Below are 25,385 nucleotides of genomic sequence, written 5' to 3'. Positions count from 1 at the left end.
TTGTTTTCTCAGCCCTGTCACAAACTGATATTAGCGACGCAAATTTACGACTATTATTTTTAATAAAATATTAAAATTCAACATTTTAGCTTTTTTAACGGTTTTTAAAACGTGTTTCAAAGCGTATAAAGATGGCGTTAAGTCCTTAAAAAACAGTAGATATCCCGACGATTTATTTACTTTTTGGAAACATAAAGTTTAACATTCTCATAGTATGCTTCCAATGAAATTTTCCTGCATTCCGGTACGCCAGATTTCAATATTATTGATCCATTTGTTTTTATATTGAAGACAGCGACAATTGAGCTGTAAAGTAGAAATATCGCTTATTTCGGTCAGATAATGATTGTCTTCCCAATAGAAAACATGGAGTTTTTTATTATCGTCCGTATCAATTTCAACAGTGTTCTTAGTTCTTCCCTTTACTTGTTCTCTTGATAAAATATGGATTTCTTTTTTTTCAATATGAGTTTCTACAATAGTCAGTATAAGTCCTTCTGAGAGTTCTTGTACTTCGGAAATTTCATGCAAATAAAAATCCGTAAAGATTTTTTCATGCAGATATTTGGTTACAGGTTCAAAATTAACTGATAAGCCGTTGACCAGTCTTCCGGAATTTGTACCTGATCAGAAACGGTAAATAAAATTTTATTCATCAGACTATAAAAAGGATACGTAACTAAAACATGCTTTTTATAAATGGTTTTAGAAGCTTTTGTGTATGAAAATGGCGTTACAGATTCAATATATCCGGTTATAATCATTGGTTTATTTTTCGAAGGATAAAAATAATGATTATTTTACAATTAGCTTTTGAGTTGCGGTTTTATTATCAGACAATATCTTTACCAAATAAATACCTGTACTCATATTAAGAGGCAATGTTGTACTCTGGTAAAAATGCTGCTCAGTGAGTTTTCTGCCGTTCATATCATATACTTCAACAATGGCATCCCCTTTAAGTCCTTCAATATAAACAGAAGACTGTGCAGGATTTGGGTACATTTTAAAGAATAATTTATCCGCCACTTCAGTAGAAGCAGTCCACTGCCATATTTCATCCTGTTTATCCCCGAAAATATAATCTGCCAATTCCGGTAAATCTATAAATGGATTTCTGTTGTACTGCCAGGTGTAAATATAATTGTTACGGTTCATTTCAAAATCATCACTTGGATCCTGAACATGCCATTGCATTAAAGTATTCAGATCGCCTATCTGATAATTGGTAGCATCCGGAAGATTACCTTCAACCACATGCAACAGGTTATACCGAACATCCATATAAAACAAAGCCCGTGCAACATCCCCTTTCCAGCTTCCCTGATTGTTTACCGGTCCGTTATAATCGTCTAATCCGTAGTCTTTATTTCCTCTGGAACTGTTTGTAGGTCCGTCTTCTGCCCGTAAATGATGAGCATCCGAATGTCCTGCTGCAATATCGTCAGCATTGGTAGGTTCCCAAATTTCAATACCATCAGCAACAGAACTTGTTGCATTGGCAAAACCACCTCTTGATTGAGGAAATATATGTTCGCGGTTCCAGAAACCCGTAGTCACACTTCCCAATTGATAGAGATTTTTACGTCTTGGTGCTTCCACATACATCAGCCAGACTTCGTTACTGTTTTCCGGATTCTGGTCGGCTGTCTTTAAAATATCAACACTATCTCCATAGCTGTGTTTCCGTACCGTATTTTCATCTGCAATAATATCCTGCAATGCCTGACGTAATTCCATTCCTGATTTACCGTTTAATGAAGTATAGTATGCTGCTTCATAAGTAGGCAATACATTGCCATAAGTAGGATTTAGCGGAGTTCCGAAATCAGAAACGATGTAGTTGGCATCAATAATATTAATGGCAATAAAATCATTCATGCGCATATAAGCATCCGGAAGGCTTCCAAATTGAATTAATAAGGTTTCATCTCCCTCCGTAATACCGTCGTTTAAAAGCTGTACCGTTTTTGTTACTGAACTATTCCCGGCAGGAATGAATACTTCAAGATCAGCCAGATAATCATCTTCTGTGAAATGATCATTTATAAGGCTGTAATTAAATGATAAATCCTGTATTACAGGCTGTTGGGTACTAAAAGTAATATCAAATGACTCACCTTCATTTTTATCGGTAGTATCAACCAGAATACTAATACCATTGTACGTTATACCTGAACCGTTATTCGGATAACCGGCTGTTGGAGTTCCAACAAAATAAGTTCCGTCGGTATTGCGTTGAATTGAATGCTGATCTTTTTGATTGTTTGCATTTTCTGAATAATATTCTGTAATACCTAAAGCAGTCAATAATGCCGCAGGAGGTGTATTGGCCACTCCATGACCTATCGCATGAATAAGTCCGTTGGTAGTAGCAGGCATATACATTTGATAAGCGCTGATATCACCCTGATAAATAGCCACTGCATCCGGTCCGTTCTGAATGGTATTGTTAGGGATGATAAATGCCGGTACCGGAGCTACCTGAACATTACCTACTAAGAGTAATCCGTTTGCATCGGTCACAAGACCACTAAGATCAACTGAATAATAAATTTTTAAAGCAGTTCCGCCTATTGTATTTCCATTTAGAAAAGCTAAAACATATCCGTCTAAAGAAAAATGAGGAGTTTCCGATTTTATTTCTACAAATTCCAAAACATCCGTACTGGGTGTATCAGAATCTATTTCATTAATAACTAAAACCTGAGCTGAAGAATAAGTTGCTGTCAGCAATAATATCAGTAAGTATAAGTATTTCATATACAAGTAGATTTGAAGTGGATTTTAACTGTAGACAAACATACGAAATTTGAAAATGTCTTTTTTACTTAACAAAGAATTCCTCCCATAGGAAAGATGAAAATTTCTTAAAAAAATAACAAAACCATGTTTTTTGAGGTACTGAAAAATAAAAAAAGTGTAAATTGAGCTTTTTAATATTCAAATCCATCAAAAATGAAATACCTCAGCTTGTTTTTATTAACATTATTTGTGGTCAGTTGTAATAAGGAAAAAAATACAAATACAGAAGCTACACAGGAACTTCAAACTCAAAAAGTAGCAGTCATTACCCAATATGAAGACCTTCAGGCGATCATCAACCGCAAAGATGACAAGTTATATGTCGTGAATTTTTGGGCTACCTGGTGCAAACCGTGTATTGAAGAGTTACCGGACTTTATGGAAGTAAATGAAATGTATAAAAACAAGGGTAACTATGAAATGATTCTCGTAAGTCTCGATCGCGCAGCAGATTTTGAAACAAAAATGAAACCTTTTTTATCTTCTCATAACATTACTACTTCTGTATACTTATTAGATGACAACAAAAGAATGAATGAATGGATACCTTCTTTTGATCCGCATTGGACAGGAGCAATACCTGCGACCTCATTTTATAAAAACGGTCAAAAATTAGATTTTAAAGAAGCATCACTGAATAAAAATGAACTTGAACAATTAATTAAAAAGTATTTATAGTATGAAAAAATTCGCTTTTCTTGCCTGTATTCTATTGGCTTTTGCATCCTGTAAAAAAGAAGCAACTACAGACAACAAAGAACAACTTACAACTGAAGATTCTCTGAAAAATGCAGAGCAAGCCTTACCAAAAGGATACAAGGTCGGAGATGAAGCAGCTGATTTCTCTCTTGAAAACATCGATAATAAGAAAGTATCCTTAGCAGATTATAAAGATGCAAAAGGTTTCATCGTGATTTTTACCTGTAACCATTGTCCTTATGCTAAGGCTTATGAGGATCGTATTCTCGATTTGAATAAAAAATACGCCTCTCAGGGATATCCTGTAATCGCTATCAATCCAAACGATCCGGCAGTACAACCAGAAGACAGTTTCCAGAAAATGCAGGAACGGTATAAAGAAAAAGGATTTACTTTTCCGTATTTATTTGATGAAGGACAACATGTATATCCACAATATGGAGCTACTAAAACCCCTCATGTTTTTGTTTTGCAAAAAGAAAAAGGTAAAAACATTGTCCGATATATTGGAGCCATCGACAACAATTATGAAAATGCTGATGATGTAAGCGAGCGCTATGTAGAAGATGCCGTAAATGCATTGATTGCAGGACAGGAGATAAAAACGACCTCAACTGTAGCAATTGGTTGTACTATTAAAGTAAAAGAATAAAACCATCTCATCAGTATTTTATAGTAACGAATGAAGTAGTCTTATCAAAATAATAATTGTTTTTTATCAAAAAAACTAAATTTTAAAAAAGGTGATATTAACGTATCACCTTTTTTTATAACGATAATAATCCGTTCCAGTTACGATTACAATTTTTTATAATATGCATCAAAATGAATAAAAGATAATATACACATTCAGTGTGATGATCAACAGCGCTACCAGCCAACTGACTACCGTAGTGATCTTATGATTGACAAGATTCCCCATCAGTTTCTTATCACTGGTAAACATAATTAAAGGAATCAGTGCAAACGCAATTCCAAACGATAAAATCACCTGACTTACGATGAGTGCTTCAGTAGCATTAATTCCGAAAATAATAATGGTCAAAGGAGGAATCATGGTAACAAATCTTCTGAGATAAATAGGAATATGCTGTTTAATGAACCCTTGCATCACTACATCTCCCGACATAGTGCCGACAGAAGAGCTTGCCAAACCTGCAATCAGAAGTCCCAACCCAAAAGATATAGCAGCAAAAGAACCTAAAGAGATATCCAATTGATGGTAAGCATCTTTTAAATCCGTAATATCAAGTCCCTGTGTATGAAATACGGCGGCAGCAATAATAAGCATACACATATTGATAACCCCGGCTACAAACATGGCAAAAAGAATGTCAATAAATTCCATACGGAATAGCTTTTTCTTTTGTTTTTCGTTTTTAGGAATGATACGATGCTGTATCAGCGAAGAATGTAAATATATGGCATGGGGCATTACTGTTGCTCCCAAAATTCCCGTTGCCAGCATAATGGACTGTGCATCTTCAAAAGCTGGGTAAAACACCCCCATAGCAACACTATGCATTTCAGGATCTGCTAAAAAAGTCTGAAAAGCAAACGCCAACACTACCATTACCACAAGACCGGATATGATAGCTTCAAAGGTCTTATATCCATAACGCTGAAATTCAAGAATTGCAAAGGAAACAATAGCGGTAATAATAGCAGCCGGAATCATCGGAATATTAAACAACAGATAGAGTCCCAAAGCTGCTCCGATAAATTCTGCTAGATCTGTAGCCATTATGACAAGCTCTGCCTGAATCCACAAAAAGAATGAAACTTTTTTAGGAAACCGTTCACGGGCTACTTCAGGTAAATTCTTTCCTGTTGCAATCCCAAGTTTTGCTGCCAAAGACTGGATGAGAACAGCCAGTAGATTAGATGCGGCAACTACCCACAACAACAGATAACCATATTCAGATCCGGCAGCTATATTTGTTGCAAAATTACCGGGATCAATATAAGCTACTGCTGCTATAAACGCAGGTCCCAAAAAAGGCAGTATCTGCTTAAAGCCTTTTGTTTTGCCATCTAATACATTATCTATTTTTTCTGAATGCGGTATTTTTTCGTTCATAGGGTTAATTTAGGTATAAAGTCTATAGCAACTTTTCAAAAATTAAAATTAACCATTTTTAGGCAAACCTAAATTATTTTTTTGTAAAAAAAGTGAAATGTTTCCATTTCACTTTTTCTTTATTTATTCTTTTTCAATAAGTATACTATTACGGTTTCTGCAGCATGCAATCCGAATAAAGCCGGCATCCAGCTGTTTGTTCCAAAAAATGACTTTTTAAAATTTTTACCATCCGTCATTTTCAGGCTGGTTTCATCTGGTTTTTCAAGCGAGAAAACAGCTTTTACACCAGAACTGATTCCTTCTTTTCGCAATCGTTTTCTGATTACTTTTGCCAAAGGGCAGACATTGGTTTTACTAATGTCTTTTACCACAACTTTACTGGACAGCATTTTTCCGCCGGCTCCCATATTGCTGATTACCTTAACTTTTTTTTGTTTGGCTGCCTTAATAAGGTTGAGTTTCGGAGTTATACTATCAATACAGTCCAGTACATAATCAAAATCTTCTGTAACAATTTCATAAGCGCGCTCCGGAGAGATAAATTCCTGAATGCGTTCCAGATTCAATTCAGGGTTAATATCCATAAGTCGGTCTCCAACAATTTTTATCTTTGGCTCATTTACAGTAGAATGCAAAGCAGGTAGCTGGCGGTTGATATTGGTTATATCCACCACATCACCATCAACAATGGTCATATTTCCAACACCGGCTCTGGCTAAAAACTCAGCGGCAAATGAACCGACTCCTCCTAATCCTACTACTAATACCTTTGCACTTTTTAAGGCTGCAATACCTTCTGTTTTAAATAGTAATTCTGCTCTTTCCTGCCAAACAGCCATATACATTAAAAAATTAGGTGATCGCTATACATGTTCATTAGAGAACTCACAATCACGGTTAAAAACTCTATTAAAATTATGTTCAATTTCTTGTTCAATGTTCCTTCCCAGAATATCTGTTGCTTTTTTATATACTGTAGCAATAGATTCTTCCATACTGTCTGTTTCTAAAAACAACCGATCCGGAGGAGTACTCTTCAGAACCTCTTCCATCTGTGGATTTCGCATCAGATATTTCCCTAATGAGATATAAAATCCATTAGAAATCAACATCTCTGCAGTTTGACGGTTTTTTGAAAAACCATGAATAATCATAGGAACAGATATATTCCATTTTTTCTTAAGTTCAACTATTTCCTGATAAGCGGCTACGCAATGCAGTATGATGGGCTTTTTATGTTTTTCTGCCAACAATACCTGCTGTTTGTAAACTTCAATTTGTAAATCCAGACCGGTTTCAATCCGCTTATCCAATCCGCACTCCCCTATTGCCAGTGCTCCTTTACCAGACAGTTGTATATCCATTAATAAAAGGCGCTCTTTTACCTTATCTTCATCAATATACCACGGATGAATACCAATACTGTAGTAAGGTATAGCCGGGTTAAACGCTTCCGGATACTGATTGACTACTTCTGTTGTATCTGTAAGCGGCGCATAATGATGTGTATGAAGATTAATTTTCATCTGTTGTATAGGTTACGCCAGCCAGAATCGCTACATCAATAAAATTTTCTTCAGGAGTTATGGGACATGAATATCTTGGCGAATAAGCACAATATGGATTATACGCCTGATTAAAATCTACTATAAGTGTATCAGCTTCAGGAATTGACAAATCAATATAACGCCCACCTCCATAGGTAGTATTTCCGTTCGTGAGATCATTAAAAGGTAAAAACAAATGATTCTTATGCTGAGGGCTTCTTAACAAATCCTGATTTTGATATACGTATAAAGAATAAGTTACTCCATCAATGACAAAGGTTATTTTTCCATACTTTTTATACCAGTTTTGTTTTTTACCTGTTGAAGGCATTAAAAAAGGTTTTTCATTTTCCAGTTTTTCCAGATGCGCCATAACCATGTATTTTTCGCTTATGGGAAAGAAATGAATACCTTTGAATTCTCTCTTTTCTTTCGCATCCAAAGGACTTGTATCCTTATCTTCATAACTCTTAACCAACTCTTCCTGAAACAATTGAGCCTCCGTTTTTTTTTGTTGACAAAAAGTTAAAAGAGGAAATATCAGCAACAGAATTCTTAATTTTACCATCTCAAATTTTTATGCAAAAATAAGTATTAAAATAAAAGTATGAAAACGAATAAGCTATTGTTAATGACATTTTTAGGTTTAGGTTGTTTGTGCAGTACTGGAGCATTTTCTCAACCTACCGACCCCGGATCCAACAAAGTTGTTAAAAAAACATTTACGTATGAGGTAAATGCTCAAACCAGTCTTGATGAATTAAAAGAAATCGAGACCATGCTTAATGAAAGATACAACATCAACGCAGAGTTTACCGATGTATCTATTCAAAACAGCCTGATTCAATCTGTCAGAGTAGAAATTAAAAACAAAAACCAGCAACTCAGCCGATCTATCCGTCAGAACACCGGTGCGATTGCTCCTTTTGAAATAGCTGTCACCGAAAACAACGGCTTCTATTCTGTCAGCATTAATAACGTTAAAGGATCTGATTCGGGAATGAATATGTTTTCTTTTAGTGATCTGATGAATGCTCCTTTTGAAGCTGGAGACACTGAAGCTATTTCTCCTTTCCAAAACCTTAACAATGGATTTGGTTCTGATCTCTTTGAGTCCTTTACAACGGGGTTTGGAGATGTATTTAATCAGATGAATCAAATGCAGGAGGAGATGACAGAAATGTTCAAAAAGCTGGAGAATGATCCTGAAGTAAAAAAGGAAACTTTTACAGATGAAAATGGCAACACCACTACCATTCTCTCTAAAAGCAGTTCTTCATCTGATTCCCGTATGAGTAAATAAAAAAGAAGGTTTTAAAAAACCTTCTTTTTTATTTACTCTATATTATTTTTATTGAGCCATTCCACATACTTTTGTCTGTTTTGGTTATGCTCTTCAAGAGTTTTTGCAAATGCATGATAGCCTATATTCTCTACACTGGCACAAAAATAAATATAATCATGTTTTTCAGGGTTCAGTACAGCATCAATAGAGGTAACATCAGGCATAGCAATCATTCCTTTTGGAAGTCCTTTGTACATATAGGTATTATACGGAGAATCTAACTGTAAATCTTTCAGGTATACTCTTTTTATGACCTGATCAAAATCATTGGATAATAATTTTTTTGTATATACTACTGTCGGATCGGCCTGTAAAAGCATGTCTCTGTTAAGGCGGTTTAAATACGCTCCGGCTACTTTTGGCCGCTCATCTACCTTAGCCGTTTCTTTCTGAACAATCGCCGCCAGAATAGACACCTGATTTGGTGTAAGTCCGAGTTTTTCAGCTTTTGCAATTCTGTCTTCGTTCCAGAATTTGATATATTCTCTATGTAAGGTATTGCGTACTTTTAAAGGAGTCGTATTCCAATAAAATTCAAATGTATTCGGCAAAAACATAGCTAATACATCATCTTTCGTAAAGCCAGCCTCTTTTAAAAACTTTTCATCTGTAAATGCTTTTAGTATTTCCACAGAATCCGGTTCTATCTGAGAAGCAAGCCTGCCTGCCAGTTTTTGAATGGTTTCCTGATTATTGAATGTGACATTTAAAGGAAGGTTCTGACGTAAGGCCTGATAAAGCTCATAATTACCCATTCCTTTTTTCAGTAAAAAACGCCCGGGAATGACATTGTTTTCATATCCAAACTGTCCTGCAATAGATTGAAAGGCATCCATATCTTTGATATATTTACCAAGAATTGCTTTTGCTTCTTCAAAATTACTGTCTGTAGGAATGTGTACATATACTTCTCTTTCCTCAAATTTAGTATTGCCCGTAAAAGCTTTTTTGTACAGAATAACTCCATACCCCAATGCAGCAAATAAGATAATTACCGCGAGTATACTAACCGTTTTTTTTAAATTCATTTGTTGTTAATTAATTGAAAGAGAAGTTCATCTTTGCGAATCATTCCTACTTTATTCCATGCTTTTTTAGTACCGATATATTCGAAGCCAAATTTAGAAAAAAGCTTGATACTTGGTTCATTATCGGAACTAATATTAACATAAATTTGGTAGACATTTAAGAACTCAAATACATACGATATCAATAGAGCGACTGCCTCAGTTCCATAGCCTGTATTGCGATCCTGATTTTCCACTATAACGATACCAAGACCAACACGTTCATTTTTCGGATCAAAATCAAACAAATCAATCAGACCGATAGCCTTATTTTCTTTTTTTGCAACGATAACCAAACGCAGCTGCTTTGCTTCATAGATATCCTGATGGGCATTTTCTAAATATTGACGTATTAAAAACCGGCTGTAGGGTGTTTGCGTATGGCTTACTTCCCAAAGAGCCTGATTGTTTTCTATCTCGTAGATAAAATCCAGATCTTCGGGTTCCAAAGCTCTGAGATATACAGATTCGCCAACTAAATTCATTAACTGTTTATTGAAATTTCGCCACTGAAAACTTTTTTTGCAGGACCTTTTAAAATTACATTTTCATAGATGCCTGGAGCAACGCAGGAAAAAGAGATTGTAAGACTTCCTCCCGGAACTACTATACCAATTTCTTCCTTTGTAGCTTTTCCTAAATGATGCATAGCAATAGCCACTGCCGTCGCACCTGTACCACAGGAAAATGTTTCATCTTCTACTCCACGCTCATAAGTACGAACTTTATAATGATTGGTATCAATGGCTTCTACAAAATTTACATTAGTTCCGCCGGGAGTATATAAAGCAGCATAGCGTATTTTTTTGCCTTCTTCAAATACTTTATAACTCTCAAGATTATTTACTTCTACAATATGATGCGGAGAACCTGTATGGACAAAAATCTGATGTTCATTTACACGCACTTCGTTTACATCAATCATTTGTAAAGCAACTTCATCTTCTTTAATAGTAGCGTGATGAAGTCCGTCTACAGCCATAAATGTACATTGTGTTTTTATAATTTCAAGCTGTTTTGCAAAAGCAACGATACAACGGCCGCCATTTCCACACATAGTGCTTTCACTACCATCAGAATTATAATATACCATTCGGAAATCAGTAATTGCATCATTTTCAAGCAAAATGAGTCCGTCTGCACCAATTCCAAATCTGCGGTCGCATAATAATGCAATTGCTTCTTGATTTTCCTTAGGAAAAAATAATGCTCTGTTATCAATCATAACAAAGTCATTTCCGGTTCCCTGATACTTATAAAAAGTTATTTTCTGCATGGTGTGGTATCGGTTTGTACTATACAAAGTTAGCAATATTTAATAACAAGTTAAAATCTGTTAACCAGTAGTTAAACAGCTATTTGCTTTTATTTTTATTAAATAACTTTATTGTGAAAAACAATAAAATATATTTAGAACATGAAACAAATACCAGCCATATTCTTAACTTCTCTGTTAAGTGGCGTTATCACCTTAGGTGCTTATAAACTATTTATTGAAGACAGTCCACTTCTGCCTGTTATGAGCAACGATATTACTACTGCAGCACCTCTGAGAACTGTAGCCAATACGTATGAAGCTCCGGATTTCACACAAGCGGCTGAAAAAACCATTCATACCGTGGTCCACGTAAAAAACGTATCGTACCGAACGGCTCCCCGTAATCCTGTATATGAATTTATTTACGGATATCAGGGAGGGCAAACCCAGGCTCAGATCGGTACAGGTTCAGGTGTAATTATTTCACCGGATGGCTACATCGTAACCAACAACCATGTTATTCAGGGAGCAAATGATCTGGAAATTACATTGAATGATAACCGTACCTTCAAAGCAGATTTAATCGGAACGGATTCCAAAACCGATATCGCCTTATTGAAAATAAAAACAGACGAGAAGCTGCCATTTGCCGTATTTGGTGATTCAGACGCCATCAATGTCGGTGAATGGGTTTTGGCTGTTGGTAATCCTTATAACCTCAACTCTACTGTAACAGCCGGAATTGTTTCCGCAAAAGCAAGAAATTTATCCAATACCGGAATTCAGTCTTTTATTCAGACAGATGCAGCAGTGAATCCAGGAAACTCAGGAGGTGCCCTTGTAAACAGTCGCGGAGAACTTATTGGAATCAACACGATGATTTCATCCATGACCGGTTCATACGTCGGTTATTCTTTCGCTGTACCATCCAATATGACCCGTAAAATTATTCAGGACTTTATGGAGTTTGGAAAAGTACAACAGGGCATTTTGGGAGTGCAAGGATTTGAGCTCAACCGTCAGATTGCTCAGGAAAAACAGTTAAAACTTACGCAGGGATTTTATGTAGATCAGGTTACTTCTAACTCCGGAGCAGAAAAAGCCGGTATCAAAAAAGGCGATATCATTACTCAGATAGACAATCGTACCATCAATAATTTCTTAGAATTGAATGCAATCATTGCTACCAAACGCCCGGACGATGTTGTAAAAGTAAATTTGCAACGCGCAGGCAAAGAGATGACAGTAGAAGTTGCCCTCTCTAAAAAAGAAATTGCCCGCCTTCAATATAATGGCTTTGAAATAGAGAATCTGTCTGATCAGGAAAAAGCGGCGCTGGGTATCCGATATGGTGTAAAAATTAAAGACATTGAAAATCCTCAATTCAAAGCGTATGAAAATGAACTAAAAGAGGCCATTATTATTGGTATTGACGGAAACGAAGCGACTGATATTGAAACCGCTCAATCCTTGTTGAATAAATCAGGAGGCCAGAAAAATATAAGGCTCGATATTATCACCCGAAAAAGAGAAAGAATACGTCTGATATTATAAAATAATAAAAATATTTTAAAGGAACCTTATTTGATGAGGTTCTTTTTTTGTTTTTAAAAAATATATTCAGATTTTTTAATACTTTTGTGGCACTTTTTATAACAACACAATTTTACAATATTTCACAAATGGAAAATAACAAATTATACGAAAAGGAGTTAGCATTTCAAGCAGATCGAAGAAAAGCTTGTGTGGAATTCATCAAAATCGTACATGATTTATGGTATGACAAATCAATTGAGCTGGTTCTTTTCAGAAATCAATTACTGGACAGAAATGTAAGTGACATCATCAACTTACATGAGTATGCTGCAAAGTTTGTTGAAAAACCAATCAATGTATTTGACAGTGTAGAAATAGCAAGAGCTATTTTAACATCAGATTTACCTCCTGCACGTATTGATATTGGAAAATTAACGTATGAATATCACTTAGAAGATAATAAGTACAATGATGCCTTATCTTTTGTAGTAGATAAACTGAAAGATGCAAAAAACTATGTTGAAATCAAACCTAAAGATGTAGTTCTTTACGGTTTTGGTAGAATCGGACGTTTATTGGCCAGAGAATTAATGGCTAAAATTGGAAAAGGACAACAATTGAGATTAAAAGCAATTGTTACCAGAGATAAAAATGATGAAATTTCTTTAGAAAAGCGTGCATCTTTATTAAGATATGATTCCGTACATGGCGATTTTGAAGGATCTGTTTCGGCTGATTTGGAAAACGAAGCTTTATTGATCAACGGAACTACTGTTCACATGATCAGTGCTGCACAACCTGAAGATATTGATTATACAAAATATGGCATTGAAGATGCACTGATTATTGACAATACAGGTGCTTTTAAAGATGAAGAAGCTTTATCACGTCACTTAAAATCAATCGGAGCAGCTCAGGTATTGCTTACGGCTCCGGGCAAAGGAGTGCCAAATATCGTTTATGGTGTAAACCATAATAACTACGATGTAGCTACTACTAAGATATGGTCTGCAGCTTCTTGTACTACTAATGCTATCACACCTGTATTAGCAGCTGTTGAAGAATCTTTAGGCGTTATCAAAGGACATTTGGAAACTATTCATGCCTATACCAATGACCAGAATCTTGTAGATAATATGCACAAAAAATACCGTCGTGGAAGAGCTGCTGCTCTAAACATGGTAATTACCGAAACCGGTGCTGGTAGTGCAGTTGCTAAAGCATTGCCTTCATTGGCAGGAAAACTTACCTCTAATGCAATTCGCGTTCCGGTTCCAAACGGATCATTGGTTGTATTGAATTTAGAAGTAGGTAAAGAAACTTCTATTGAAGGTATTAATAAAATCATGAAACAATATGCATTAGAAGGTGAATTGGTTGAGCAAATTAAATATTCGCTAAACAATGAGCTAGTTTCTTCTGACATTGTGGGAACTTCTGCTCCAGCTATTTATGACAGTAATGCAACTATTGTTTCTGCAGACGGAAAAAACCTTGTGCTTTACATCTGGTATGATAATGAATACGGATACAGTCATCAGGTAATTCGCCTTGCAAAACACATTGCAAAAGTAAGAAGATACGTTTACTATTAGTAGATTGTTACAGAAATAAATATAGAAGAGGAATTGTTCAATCAGTTCCTCTTTTTTTTAGGGTAATCTTTCTGAATGCTTTGAGGTATTTTACAATAAGGAGGTTCAATCCCATAACGGATAAAAGGGAAATGGAAGCCGAAAGTCCCAGTAGACCTCCGTAACCTACAAAGTGTTTGCCTAAATGCAGGTATAGAATTCCAAAAACAACACCTGCAATTAGTAAAATCCAGTAACGGGCTACCAGTCGGACAGATACCATTCCTATAAAACTCGCTCCAATGAATACAAAAGGAATATTCTGAGTCAGATAAGCATTCAGTACGTCAGGAAACATTTTGAAAAACAGAGCAACCAGTAAGGAAAGTAAGGCAGATGTTTTTACTGCTCCCCACTGCCATTTTCTATTGATTACATACGTAGCCAATGCTCCTGTTACAGCTGATAAGATTATTGCAAAAATTTCCATTTAGTAAGATATAAAATAAAGCAAAGAAGCAAAGAAAACACCTCCAAAGGCAATACTTCCCAGTTTACCTCCTACTCCTTTAAAAAACACTCTTAACATAAAATACAATACAGCAGCACATAATCCTGCAATAAGAATAAACAAATAGGACTGTGCTGTTTCATAACTGGTCATCCCTACAAAAGCACCACAATAAATGGCTTCAGGCATTTGTCTGACAAAACCGGACTTTCTCAAAACCAGAGGAAGGAAAGCTGCTATAGTACCTATCATTGAGGCAATGAGAACAATTCCTAATTCTGTGTTATTGTTTATAAAAAAGGTAAATACTGCCACTACCGGAATCCATAATGACAATAAAATACTTTCTCTTTTATCCGTTGTATAATGATCATAATGAATGGGTAATCGATAACAGGCAATGAGTACACAGAATGTAATGACAGTTGCAAACAGCATGAGTACTACAGAATGATTGTAATCCATCAGAATTGTTACCATAAAAATGAGGTACAACAATAGCATAAGAGTAATTAATAGATAACGACTCTTCTTTTCAAAATTCATGGATGTTAATTTAAGGGTTCTCCGGTTTGTTCCGGATGCGGTGGTTCAAGAATCTTTTTTCTTTTTGCTTCCAAGTGTTTGCGCTTTCGTTTGATGGCATGAATGAACCCCACTACTACCTGAATAGAAAGACAGATTACCAGAAACCATAATTTTCCTACGCCAAAGAGATTGTCCTCTGAAAGTTGAGCAGAATACTTCTGAGCCACAAATAAGTATCCTAAAAGCAGCAGCGTATTAATGGTAATGATCTTAAAAAAATCGCGCTCGCTGGCCAATAGAATAATTGTAGAGAAAAACAAAGCTCCCAGAACAAATAATATTACAGCAATTGCTATCAGCATTTTTTAAATCTTTATACAAAGATACATAACTTCTAAATTTTGAATTAAAAAAAATCCAATCATTTCTGATTGGATTTTTAAAGTTTTATAACTACTGTTTATGCATGACCTTCTGCATCTGCTGCGATCAGGTTTAACGCTGAACCGGCTTTGAACCATGCAATCTGGCTATCATTATAAGTATGGTTTGCCAAGATAATGTCTTTACTTCCATCTGAATGAACAAATTCTAAAGACAAAGGTTTACCCGGTGCAAATTCTGTAAGATCTAAGAAGTTGATGGTATCATCTTCCTGAATTTTATCATAATCTGCCTCATTAGCAAACGTTAATCCTAACATTCCTTGTTTTTTAAGGTTTGTTTCGTGAATACGTGCAAAAGATTTCACCAATACAGCTCTTACACCTAAGTGACGAGGCTCCATTGCCGCATGCTCACGTGAAGAACCTTCTCCGTAGTTCTGATCCCCTACTACTATAGACGGGATACCAGCAGCTTTGTATTCTCTTTGTACTGCAGGAACCTCTCCATAAGTACCTGTCAATTGGTTTTTAACTTTGTTGGTTTCTTTGTTGAAGAAGTTAACAGCTCCAATAAGCATGTTATTAGAAATATTATCTAAATGTCCTCGGAAACGCAACCATGGACCAGCCATAGAAATATGATCCGTTGTACATTTTCCTTCAGCTTTAATCAACAATTTAGCACCTGTAATGTTTTTACCGTCCCATGGCTGGAAAGGATCTAACAACTGTAAACGCTGTGAATCCGGAGATACAACTACCTCGATACCAGAACCATCAGCTGCCGGTGCCTGATAACCCGGATCATCAACATCAAAACCTCTTTTTGGCAATTCATCTCCTGTAGGAGCTACCAATTTTACCTCTTCTCCTTTATCATTTAATAAAGTATCTGTAAGCGGGTTGAAATCTAAACGTCCTGATATTGCTAAAGCAGCAACCATTTCAGGTGAAGTTACAAAAGCATGTGTATTAGGGTTACCATCAGCACGTTTTGAGAAGTTTCTGTTAAACGAGTGAACAATGGTATTTTTTTCATTTTTTTCAGCTCCTTCACGATCCCATTGTCCGATACATGGTCCACAAGCATTGGTAAATACTTTTGTTCCCATTTTCTCAAACGTTTCAATGATACCATCTCGTTCAATAGTATAACGAATCTGCTCAGAACCCGGATTGATACCAAATTCAGCTTTAGGTGTTATACAGTGTGCTACTGCCTGTTCAACAATGGAAGCCGCACGGGACATATCTTCATAAGAAGAGTTAGTACAAGACCCGATCAATCCCCACTCTACTTTTAATGGCCATTCGTTAGCGATAGCTTCTTCTTTCATTTTAGAAACCGGTGTTCCTCTGTCCGGAGTAAACGGACCGTTGATATGCGGTTCTAATTCAGATAAATTAATTTCAATTAATTCATCAAAATATTTTTCAGGATTTGCATATACCTCAGCATCTGCTGTAAGATAATCTGCTACTTTATCAGCTGCTTCAACTACATCTTTACGACCTGTTGCTGCCAAATATCTTCTCATAGAATCATCGTAACCAAAAGTAGAAGTCGTTGCTCCGATTTCTGCTCCCATATTACAAATGGTTCCTTTTCCTGTACATGACATAGAGGTAGCTCCTTCACCGAAATATTCTACAATAGCTCCTGTACCTCCTTTTACGGTAAGAATATCAGCTACTTTCAGAATAACGTCTTTTGGCGCAGTCCATCCGCTTAATTTACCTGTCAATTTCACACCGATTAGTTTAGGAAATTTCAGTTCCCAAGCCATACCGGACATTACGTCAACTGCATCAGCTCCACCAACACCAATAGCAAGCATACCTAAACCACCTGCGTTTACTGTATGTGAATCTGTACCAATCATCATACCTCCAGGAAATGCATAGTTCTCTAACACGATCTGGTGAATAATACCTGCTCCCGGTTTCCAGAATCCGATACCGTATTTATTAGATACAGAAGAAAGAAAATCAAAAACCTCTCTCGATTGTGTGTTAGCTACTGCCAAATCTTTCTCTGCCCCTACTTTTGCCTGAATTAAGTGATCACAGTGTACTGTTGTAGGTACAGCTACTTTAGATTTACCTGCATGCATGAACTGTAACAACGCCATTTGAGCCGTTGCATCCTGACAAGCAACTCTGTCTGGTGCAAAGTCTACATAATCTTTAGAACGTTCAAATTTTTGAGAAGGCATATTCTCCCATAAGTGGGAGTACAAAATCTTTTCAGAAAGTGTCAATGGATGTCCTACTATTTCACGCGCTTTGTCAACACGAGCAGGCATATTCTCGTACACTTTTTTAATCATTTCAATATCAAAAGCCATACTTTATAAATTGAGTTAGTTATAATTAATCGTTAAGTGGCACAAATTTATGAAAAGTAATTGAAATTTAAAAATTTTTAATAAAACCTTAATTTCAAGGAATTATTATTTATAATTATTCTATTTTAGTAATTATCTTTCAACAGTTCAACAAGGTCAATTAAAGAATTCTGATTCTTTTATGATTTTTTTTACTTATATAAACAGAGAAATATAATCAAAATGATAAAATGAAAAAAGTCATTCCAATTTCTTGAAATGACTTTAAACAATATGTGATATTCTCTATTTTTTAGACCAGTTACTTTTGAAGGTACAGTCTTTATAATCAGGACTTAATTGTACATACGTATCTTTTATTTTTTTTGTAATCCACTCACCAATAATTTTGGATTGTTTTACATTTAATGCATTGTCTTTAATTTTCAAATAATCATGATCATAATCAGCCAAATGTTCGTCAATTTTTTTGGTAACCTGAACCATACGATAGAAATTCTGTCTTGTATACATGTCATTTACAAATACCGGTTGGGAAATTTCGTTTAATCCCAAACCGCTTACCATACTGTACAAATACTTATCTTGTATGCGGTTTACTTCAAAACGCGTATCTCTTGTCATCGGGTTCAGATAAATACCTCCACTGTTTTTAGAATCTTCTGCATCGGAATATTTTCGGGCAGCATCTCCAAAAGAGATTTGGTTGTTTACAATTTCACTTCTGATTTTTGCAATTTTCTCTTTAGCAGCCTCAATAGCCGCTTCAGTTGGCTTAGGTGCCATTAATATATGACGCACCTGCAATTTATTATCTTTGATATCTTCTAACAGAATGATGTGGTATCCGAACTCTGTCAGGAAAGGCTCTGAAATTTCCCCTACTTTCAGTGAAAAGGCAGTATCCTTAAATTCTTTTGCAAATTGTGATTTTTTATCAACTACATAAAAACCTCCGGTGCTGATAGATCCCGGATCTTCTGTGTACATATAAACTTTGTTCTGAAAGCTGTCTCCTTCCATTACATCCTGGCGTATTTCGTTAAGCTTATCAATTACAGCTTGTCTCTGCTCTTTGGTAATCTCCGGTTTCACTACTATTTCAGCAAGTTCTACTTCTTCTCCGATCATTGGCAATTGCTCTTTTGGAATTGTCATATAGTACTGACGCACTTCCTCGGGAGTAATTTGCACATGTTCTACGATTTTTTGCTGCATACGGGATGCAAGCATATTATTTTCAATCAGAGTTGAAAGAGATTCTCTTACTTCATCAACACTCTTTTTCTTATAGAAATCCAATACATTGCTCAAAGACCCTGCACTTTCAACCATACGATCAAGCTGACTGTCAAATTCATAGTTAACTTCTTCTTTTGTAACAACAATACTATCCTGCACTGCCTGATGCATGAATAATTTGTTTTCTAAAAGTGTTCCTAAAATCTCACATCTGGAGGCATTGGAAACATCATATCCTACTGCTTTTGCTTCGACAAAACCGATATCAATATCCGAATCCAAAATAATGTGTTCTCCTACAATGGCTACCACTCCATCAATTCTTTTTTTACTCTGCTGTGCAAATCCTGAACAAAAAGTAGCCAGTAAAGCAAATAATAAGAGGGTATTTTTAAAAATTACTTTCATAAAATGGTTATTTCTTCTTAAAATAAAAGATCTTCGGGCAAATATACGTTCAGTTTTTTAATATGAATACGTATTTTGTTTTTATTAAGATTATTTCTGAGAATATTTGGCTTTCAGTTCACTGAGTACTTTTGCATTGATACGGATATCTGCTTTACTTTTCAATGCATCTAACCATTGCTGCTCATATAACTCCTGATAATCCTGTATTACTTTTGAACGTATTTCTTCTAATGGTATCATTTGTTGCGGGCGGTGCTTCTCTATATCGATCACAAGATATTTACCTCCTTTTTCATATAAGGAAACAGATCCTTCCTTTGGTGTAAAATCGTGAGGCAAACGGCTGTCGGTTAACTCCATTTCTCCTTTATAAGCACTGTATTCCACTTTGGGTGTTTTTACAGAAGCAATGTCTTTTGTTTTTTTGATTTTCTCAAGATAGCTGAGGTATTTTGTTGCGGCCTTCTTTTTATCAAACGTAAAAATAGTTCCCTCAACTATTTCCTTTTGAAGGTATTCATCAGCATGGTTTTGATAATAACCGGTATAACCTAAAGTATCTTTTTTTACCTTACCCCAAACTTCTTTTTCCATAAGGTCAAATAATAACAAACCTTCTCTGTATTCCTGAGCCGTATTTCTAAATTCCGGAAAATCAGTCTCCAAACGGCTGTCATAATAACTTTCAAGTTCTTTTGATATAAAGTTATCATATAAAATTCTTGCAAGAGCGTCTTCAGGAGTTATATACAACAAACGGTCATAATTGATATTTACATAGTCGAGATACTGAGCATCTGTAATTTTTACATCTGCAAAAGTTGCAATAGTAGCCGGTTTTTTTAATTCAGGCTTGTTAAACGCTTTTGTATAGATGTCTTTAGTTATGTATTTCTGAGCTGTTGCAAGAGCAGTTTTGTTTTCTTTATAATGAAAACGTTCTTTTAAATGATTCTGCAAATCTTTTTTCATGATCTGACCTCTTGCATCCCCTTTAACTCTATTGATGAGATTCGATTTACTTTCTTCAAAACCTGGAATAGGGTAAATCTTATCTAATTGTACAATGTGCCATCCAAACTGGCTTTTGAAAGGTACAGAAAAGGTGTTCACTTCAGTAAGTCCGTATACCATATCATCAAAGGAATCAATAGCCAGTTTATTCGGAAAATATTTATTGATTTTCCCACCTTCATTTTTATTCGTAAGATCATCTGAATATTCAGCAGCAAGATCTTCAAACGCAGTACCACTTTTTAACAAAGCATATACTTTATCGGCGATTTGCTGAGCTTCTTCTTCTGTATGGGCTTCCTTACTTATGAATATATGAGAAACATCTCTTGCAGAACGCACCTCTCTTATATCATTCACTTTGATCAGATGATAGCCAAACTGTGAGCGTACCGGCAATGAAACAGCTCCTTTTTCTGTTTTATAAGCACCGGATTCGAATGGGTATACCATTCTGAATACTGTAAAGTAACCTAACTCTCCTCTGTTTGCCTTTGCCGAAGGATCTTCTGAATATTCAAGAGCAGCTTCAGAAAAATCTTTTCCATTGAGAATTTCCTTACGCACTTCCATAGCTTTATTATACGCTTTTAGTGTATCTGTCGGCAAAGCATAATCATTTACCAAAAACAGAATATGTGAAGCGTTAATTTCTTTTTTTGAACGTTCATAGGCTTCTTCTACTAATTTATCAATTGCCTTTTCATCAACAAAATATTTTTCTGCCAGTTGACTTCTGTGCTGATTAAACTCACTAATGTAGTTTTTATCTTTGTCCAACCCAAGTTCGTATGCCTTATCTACTTTTAATTTATAAAGCACGAACAAATCCATATAATTATCAATCCTTTTTTGTTCTTCGTCTTTTAATAAATCCAGATTCTTTGTATATACCCTTTCAAATTCCTCAACATTATAGGAGTGATTATTGATTTTCACCAATTCATCTGTTGGTTTCTGTGCATAAGTATTGCAGTACAACAAGGCTGTAAGTAAGCTAAATGCAAATGGTTGTAATTTCATTTCTTGTAGCGATTTAAATAAAGAAAAACAAAAATAGCAATAAGTAAGAGTATTTCACTATCAAAAAATCAGTCTTAACAAAATATTAGTGGCCAATATCATATTAAAAGGCATTATCTATAAATAAATAGTATTTTTGCAGCGGAAAATAAATTTAAAAAATGAGTTTTAAAGACGAAATTTTACGTAGAAGAACTTTTGGCGTTATTGCACACCCTGATGCCGGTAAAACAACTCTGACAGAAAAACTACTTTTATTCGGTGGAGCAATTCAGGAAGCCGGAGCAGTAAAAAGCAACAAAATAAAAAAGGGAGCTACTTCCGATTTTATGGAGATTGAACGTCAAAGAGGAATCTCGGTAGCTACATCGGTTCTGGCATTTAATTATAAAGATAAAAAAATAAACATATTAGATACTCCAGGTCACAAAGACTTTGCAGAAGATACCTTTCGAACTCTTACTGCTGTAGATTCTGTTATTGTAGTGGTCGATGTTGCTAAAGGGGTTGAAGAGCAAACGATAAAGCTTGTAGAAGTCTGCAGAATGAGAAACATTCCTATGATTGTATTTATCAACAAGCTGGATCGCGAAGGAAAAGATGCTTTTGAACTATTAGATGAAGTAGAACAAAAACTCAATCTAACCGTTACACCACTCTCCTTTCCAATTGGTATGGGATACGATTTTAAGGGAATCTATAATATATGGGAAAACAATATCAACCTTTTCTCAGAAGACAGCCGTAAAAATATAGAAGATGTAATTACAGTAAGCGACATACAAAGTAATGAACTGGACCAACTGATAGGTGAAAAACCTGCGAACAGATTGAGAGAGGAATTAGAACTCGTTCATGAAGTATATCCGCCATTTGACAGAGATGCTTATATCAATGGGGATCTTCAACCCGTATTTTTCGGTTCTGCTCTTAACAACTTCGGAGTTCGTGAGCTTTTAGACTGCTTTATAGAAATTGCTCCGTCACCTCGAGCAAAGCAGTCAGACACCCGTTTGGTTGAACCTGATGAAAACAAGTTTTCGGGCTTTGTTTTTAAAATACATGCCAATATGGATCCGAAACACAGAGATCGTTTGGCTTTCGTAAAAATAGTATCAGGCGTTTTTGAAAGAAACAAACCTTATACCCACGTAAGACTCGGTAAAAATCTAAAATTTTCAAGCCCGAATGCTTTCTTTGCTGAGAAAAAAGAAATTGTTGATATCTCTTATGCCGGAGATATTGTAGGGTTACATGATACCGGAAACTTCAAAATAGGTGATACTCTAACCGAGGGGGAATTGATGACTTTTAAAGGAATTCCAAGTTTCTCACCGGAACATTTCCGATATATCAATAATGCAGATCCGATGAAATCAAAACAATTGGAGAAAGGAATTGATCAGCTGATGGATGAAGGGGTAGCGCAGTTATTCACGTTAGAATTAAATGGTCGTAAAGTCATTGGTACAGTAGGAGCGCTACAGTATGAAGTTATTCAGTACCGTCTTGAACATGAATATGGTGCTAAGTGTACGTATGAGAATTTTTCTGCTTTTAAAGCCTGTTGGGTACGGCCGCTGGATCCCAAAAATGAAGAATTTGCAGAATTCAAACGTGTTAAACAAAAATTTTTAGCCAAAGATAAATCAGGACAATTGGTATTCTTAGCAGATTCGGAATTTTCGATTCAAATGACAGAAAGTAAATATCCGTCTGTAAAACTCGATTATGTTTCTGAACGCATTTTATAATAAAAAGAGAAGGTTTTTCACCTTCTCTTTTATTATTTCTACTCCTGTCAAGAGGTATGAAACGTCATTTTTTTCCATTTTGTAACTGTATTTCTACTAAGACGGAACAAGCTTGCTAATTCGGAATTTGTCAAGAAATTATCTTCCTGATATTTTAATATCGCTTTGATACTTTCCACATCATAAGCTTTTAATCTTTGATTATATTCCATCTTTTCACGGTTGTTTTTTTTAAACAACTGCTCATTTAACTCTATTACATCTAAACTGTTCTCTATCTTTTTTGTAACTAATAATAACAGTTCGTTTGATTTATCCGGAAACATATCTTTTATAAGATCTTCATATATCCGGTTGTAGTTAGGCATTGTATTCATATGATTATTGTTTAGTGTGTTTCTTTAACCAACGGTATAAGGTATTTGTCGGAATCTGATAATCAGTTATCACCTCTTTAATTGTTTTTTTCTTTGTAGAGATCTGATCTACTATATAGTCAATAATTTCTTTTGTGTAAATATTCTTTCTAAATACAGGCAAACTGCTTGATTTGTCTTTATTATTTATCTTAATAGAAGTATCGCGGTGATATAAAACCAAATGTCCACTGTATAATCTAAAAAAATCATATCCCAACAATTTTGACCAACGTAGTAAGCGATCTGTAGAGATCATTTTTTCTTTATACGTAGTAAGAATCTCTTGTTCTGTACAACGCATAAAAGCAGTTATTCTGGCAGGGTCCATTTCCAATTCTTCAACCCGTTGCTTTAATAATTTACCAATATGTATATCTTTCAAAAACATTGCTGTAATTATTAAGTTCTTTATTTTAACAAATTATAAAGTATACACCATCTTGAAAAAAGCTTCTGATAATAAGCTCTTATCATCTTTGGTTAGATACTGTTGAGTCTCCAGCAACCATTGTGATCACTTCTTGTGTAGCTGCATCTATCACCCGTACTGTTAGTTGCTGTGTACAGTCCAATTCCAGTGCTCGTGTCTGTGTAAAGCCATAGATATCATCACTGCCCTTACCTCCGGGACGGTTACTGCTGAAAAAGCCTCTCTGAGTACTCATGTCAATCATATAAGCAAAATCATCGTACGCACTGTTGACCGGGGTTCCTACATTCATCACTTCTCCAAATGCTCCGCCGTCTTTGATTTTTACTCCAAAAACATCCAGTCCTCCAAGTCCGGGACGACCGTCACTGCTGAAGTACAGTTCATCGTTCGCTGTTACAAAAGGAAAATTCTCTCTGCCTTCGGTATTGATATGAGGACCTAAGTTTTCAGGACCGCCAAAAGTACCGTTCGGGTGCAGCGCAATACGCCAGATATCAGACCCTCCGAAGCCTCCGGGACGATCAGATGCAAAATACATCATGTCTTCTTTATCGTTAAGCACCGGATGTGCCGTGTTGAAAGCATTACTGAAAACAGTTCTTCATATTGGTTACCTGAGAGGTATTCCAGTTACCAAATTCTGATTAAAAACTAATGCATTATGAAACATAAAACTCATATTGGCTACTTTAACAGTATTCCAATTGCCGATAGGCTGATTAAAAGACGATGCACCATAGAACATATAACTCATGTCCGTTACATTCTGCGTATTCCAACTGCCAATGTCCTGATTAAAAGCCGAAGCTCCAAAAACATATATACCCATGTCTGTTACCTTTTCGGTATTCCAGTTGCCAACAGGCTGATTAAGGCCGGTGCTTCATAAAACATACCTCTCATGCGCGTTACATTTGTGGTATTCAGCTGTTAATATTGGCTGGTCCGTTAAGGATTGTACATTGACTAAACATAGAGAACATGTCTGTCACCCAACTCAGGTCAGGCACATCTGTAGCGGTAATGTTCAGGTTGCTACATCCGAGAAACATACTATCCATTGTAGTCCATTGTGCCGTACCCCATTGGAGAACGTCGGGTCAATAGAAATGGCACAGAGATAGACTGCGCGTCTCTGATTTTAATTGCTTTGAGATGCTTAGGTTTTAGGTTCAGGGTAATAATTTCGTTTGCAGGCAGGCCTGAAATATTAACTTCGTAAGTACCTGCTGCTGCAATCGTTCCGTTACTGTACTGCCACCAGAGGCCATCCAGAAATAATCTACTGACTGACCCGGAGAAATGGTTGGATAAAACATGATCGTATTGCGGGAATTTGGCTTGCTCATGTCCCATACCGTGACAAAAATCTCTGTCGCCGCCGTAATGCTAAAGCTGGCTG

27 protein-coding genes and 2 pseudogenes are annotated in these 25,385 nt (G+C 35.8%); 6 read left to right on the top strand and 23 right to left on the bottom strand.

Annotated features, from left to right (window positions below; translation table 11 throughout):
* Positions 1 to 207: 207 nt before the first annotated feature.
* The 3 genes from QW060_RS19080 to QW060_RS19070 are packed head-to-tail and all read right to left on the bottom strand — an operon-like array spanning position 208 to position 2,763.
* Complete coding sequence (locus QW060_RS19080) at positions 208 to 531, bottom strand: hypothetical protein (protein WP_290364931.1); 324 nt, start codon at positions 529 to 531, stop codon at positions 208 to 210.
* A gap of 38 nt (positions 532 to 569) precedes the next feature.
* Entirely contained in the window at positions 570 to 764 is a 195-nt protein-coding gene (locus QW060_RS19075; protein ID WP_290364930.1) for a hypothetical protein, read from the bottom strand.
* Positions 765 to 795: 31 nt separating this feature from the next.
* Positions 796 to 2,763, bottom strand: a complete 1,968-nt coding sequence (locus QW060_RS19070) for an endonuclease (RefSeq protein WP_290363834.1) — start codon at positions 2,761 to 2,763, stop codon at positions 796 to 798.
* Between the two features lie 195 nt (positions 2,764 to 2,958).
* Here QW060_RS19070 and QW060_RS19065 point away from each other — a divergent pair, with 195 nt between their 5' ends.
* Both QW060_RS19065 and QW060_RS19060 read left to right on the top strand, forming a co-directional pair.
* Positions 2,959 to 3,483, top strand: a complete 525-nt coding sequence (locus QW060_RS19065; protein WP_290363835.1) for a TlpA family protein disulfide reductase — start codon at positions 2,959 to 2,961, stop codon at positions 3,481 to 3,483.
* Between the two features lies 1 nt (position 3,484).
* Entirely contained in the window at positions 3,485 to 4,156 is a 672-nt protein-coding gene (locus QW060_RS19060) for a thioredoxin family protein (protein WP_290363836.1), read from the top strand.
* Positions 4,157 to 4,324: 168 nt separating this feature from the next.
* On the opposite strand, the gene QW060_RS19055 is transcribed toward QW060_RS19060, so the two are convergent.
* The 4 genes from QW060_RS19055 to QW060_RS19040 form a co-directional block, all read right to left on the bottom strand.
* On the bottom strand, positions 4,325 to 5,584 hold the full coding sequence (locus QW060_RS19055; RefSeq protein ID WP_290363837.1) for an Nramp family divalent metal transporter: 1,260 nt from the start codon (positions 5,582 to 5,584) through the stop codon (positions 4,325 to 4,327).
* A gap of 119 nt (positions 5,585 to 5,703) precedes the next feature.
* Entirely contained in the window at positions 5,704 to 6,426 is a 723-nt protein-coding gene (locus tag QW060_RS19050) for a tRNA threonylcarbamoyladenosine dehydratase (RefSeq protein ID WP_290364758.1), read from the bottom strand.
* Between the two features lie 24 nt (positions 6,427 to 6,450).
* Positions 6,451 to 7,113 (bottom strand): TatD family hydrolase, encoded by a 663-nt coding sequence (locus tag QW060_RS19045; RefSeq protein WP_290363838.1) that lies wholly within the window; start codon positions 7,111 to 7,113, stop codon positions 6,451 to 6,453.
* A complete protein-coding gene (locus QW060_RS19040; RefSeq protein WP_290363839.1) occupies positions 7,103 to 7,702 on the bottom strand; it encodes a DUF1684 domain-containing protein in 600 nt (199 codons plus the stop codon). Before QW060_RS19040 ends, QW060_RS19045 begins: the two co-directional genes overlap by 11 nt.
* A 39-nt stretch (positions 7,703 to 7,741) precedes the next feature.
* On the opposite strand from QW060_RS19040, the gene QW060_RS19035 reads away from it, so the two are divergent.
* Positions 7,742 to 8,437 (top strand): hypothetical protein, encoded by a 696-nt coding sequence (locus QW060_RS19035; protein WP_290363840.1) that lies wholly within the window; start codon positions 7,742 to 7,744, stop codon positions 8,435 to 8,437.
* A gap of 32 nt (positions 8,438 to 8,469) precedes the next feature.
* Here the strand turns inward: QW060_RS19035 and mltG are convergent, their stop codons facing one another.
* The 3 genes from mltG to dapF are packed head-to-tail and all read right to left on the bottom strand — an operon-like array spanning position 8,470 to position 10,822.
* Entirely contained in the window at positions 8,470 to 9,507 is a 1,038-nt protein-coding gene (mltG, locus tag QW060_RS19030; RefSeq protein ID WP_290363841.1) for an endolytic transglycosylase MltG, read from the bottom strand.
* A complete protein-coding gene (locus QW060_RS19025; RefSeq protein ID WP_290363842.1) occupies positions 9,504 to 10,031 on the bottom strand; it encodes a GNAT family N-acetyltransferase in 528 nt (175 codons plus the stop codon). Before QW060_RS19025 ends, mltG begins: the two co-directional genes overlap by 4 nt.
* Entirely contained in the window at positions 10,031 to 10,822 is a 792-nt protein-coding gene (dapF, locus tag QW060_RS19020; RefSeq protein ID WP_290364759.1) for a diaminopimelate epimerase, read from the bottom strand. The genes QW060_RS19025 and dapF overlap by 1 nt, the downstream gene beginning before the upstream one ends.
* Positions 10,823 to 10,963: 141 nt before the next feature.
* Here dapF and QW060_RS19015 point away from each other — a divergent pair, with 141 nt between their 5' ends.
* Complete coding sequence (locus tag QW060_RS19015) at positions 10,964 to 12,358, top strand: trypsin-like peptidase domain-containing protein (protein WP_290363843.1); 1,395 nt, start codon at positions 10,964 to 10,966, stop codon at positions 12,356 to 12,358.
* A gap of 128 nt (positions 12,359 to 12,486) precedes the next feature.
* Entirely contained in the window at positions 12,487 to 13,935 is a 1,449-nt protein-coding gene (locus QW060_RS19010) for a glyceraldehyde-3-phosphate dehydrogenase (protein WP_290363844.1), read from the top strand.
* A 37-nt stretch (positions 13,936 to 13,972) separates the two neighbouring features.
* Here the strand turns inward: QW060_RS19010 and QW060_RS19005 are convergent, their stop codons facing one another.
* The 6 genes from QW060_RS19005 to QW060_RS18980 form a co-directional block, all read right to left on the bottom strand.
* A complete protein-coding gene (locus QW060_RS19005; RefSeq protein ID WP_290363845.1) occupies positions 13,973 to 14,404 on the bottom strand; it encodes a hypothetical protein in 432 nt (143 codons plus the stop codon).
* On the bottom strand, positions 14,405 to 14,971 hold the full coding sequence (locus tag QW060_RS19000; protein WP_290363846.1) for a hypothetical protein: 567 nt from the start codon (positions 14,969 to 14,971) through the stop codon (positions 14,405 to 14,407).
* A 5-nt stretch (positions 14,972 to 14,976) separates the two neighbouring features.
* Positions 14,977 to 15,315, bottom strand: a complete 339-nt coding sequence (locus QW060_RS18995; RefSeq protein WP_290363847.1) for a hypothetical protein — start codon at positions 15,313 to 15,315, stop codon at positions 14,977 to 14,979.
* Between the two features lie 98 nt (positions 15,316 to 15,413).
* Positions 15,414 to 17,687: an aconitate hydratase gene (locus tag QW060_RS18990; RefSeq protein WP_290363848.1), complete on the bottom strand. Its 2,274-nt coding sequence runs from the start codon at positions 17,685 to 17,687 to the stop codon at positions 15,414 to 15,416.
* 285 nt (positions 17,688 to 17,972) lie between these two features.
* A complete protein-coding gene (locus tag QW060_RS18985; RefSeq protein WP_290363849.1) occupies positions 17,973 to 19,337 on the bottom strand; it encodes a peptidylprolyl isomerase in 1,365 nt (454 codons plus the stop codon).
* A 90-nt stretch (positions 19,338 to 19,427) separates the two neighbouring features.
* The gene (locus tag QW060_RS18980) at positions 19,428 to 21,377 is read right to left on the bottom strand and encodes a peptidylprolyl isomerase (RefSeq protein ID WP_290363850.1); all 1,950 of its coding nucleotides are present in this window, start codon (positions 21,375 to 21,377) and stop codon (positions 19,428 to 19,430) included.
* A gap of 161 nt (positions 21,378 to 21,538) precedes the next feature.
* Between QW060_RS18980 and QW060_RS18975 the strand changes: the two genes are divergently transcribed.
* A complete protein-coding gene (locus QW060_RS18975; RefSeq protein ID WP_290363851.1) occupies positions 21,539 to 23,131 on the top strand; it encodes a peptide chain release factor 3 in 1,593 nt (530 codons plus the stop codon).
* 47 nt (positions 23,132 to 23,178) lie between these two features.
* Here the strand turns inward: QW060_RS18975 and QW060_RS18970 are convergent, their stop codons facing one another.
* From QW060_RS18970 to QW060_RS18940, 7 genes and pseudogenes are all read right to left on the bottom strand, one after another.
* Entirely contained in the window at positions 23,179 to 23,508 is a 330-nt protein-coding gene (locus QW060_RS18970; RefSeq protein WP_290363852.1) for a helix-turn-helix domain-containing protein, read from the bottom strand.
* Between the two features lie 4 nt (positions 23,509 to 23,512).
* Positions 23,513 to 23,938, bottom strand: a complete 426-nt coding sequence (locus QW060_RS18965; RefSeq protein WP_290363853.1) for a transposase — start codon at positions 23,936 to 23,938, stop codon at positions 23,513 to 23,515.
* An 82-nt stretch (positions 23,939 to 24,020) separates the two neighbouring features.
* On the bottom strand, positions 24,021 to 24,524 hold the full coding sequence (locus QW060_RS18960; RefSeq protein ID WP_290364929.1) for a hypothetical protein: 504 nt from the start codon (positions 24,522 to 24,524) through the stop codon (positions 24,021 to 24,023).
* Between the two features lie 69 nt (positions 24,525 to 24,593).
* Complete coding sequence (locus tag QW060_RS18955; RefSeq protein ID WP_290364932.1) at positions 24,594 to 24,812, bottom strand: BspA family leucine-rich repeat surface protein; 219 nt, start codon at positions 24,810 to 24,812, stop codon at positions 24,594 to 24,596.
* Positions 24,807 to 24,863, bottom strand: a pseudogene (locus QW060_RS18950) (hypothetical protein); the annotation flags it as partial. The gene QW060_RS18955 and the pseudogene QW060_RS18950, both read right to left, overlap by 6 nt.
* 43 nt (positions 24,864 to 24,906) lie before the next feature.
* Positions 24,907 to 25,065, bottom strand: a pseudogene (locus QW060_RS18945) (hypothetical protein); the annotation flags it as partial.
* A gap of 90 nt (positions 25,066 to 25,155) precedes the next feature.
* Positions 25,156 to 25,332 carry a hypothetical protein gene (locus tag QW060_RS18940; RefSeq protein ID WP_290364928.1) on the bottom strand — a complete coding sequence of 59 codons (177 nt, stop codon included), beginning with the start codon at positions 25,330 to 25,332 and terminating at the stop codon, positions 25,156 to 25,158.
* Positions 25,333 to 25,385 lie beyond the last annotated feature (53 nt).

The sequence above is a fragment of the Paenimyroides ceti genome (assembly GCF_030409925.1).
This window is presented reverse-complemented; position numbering and strand designations above follow the sequence as displayed.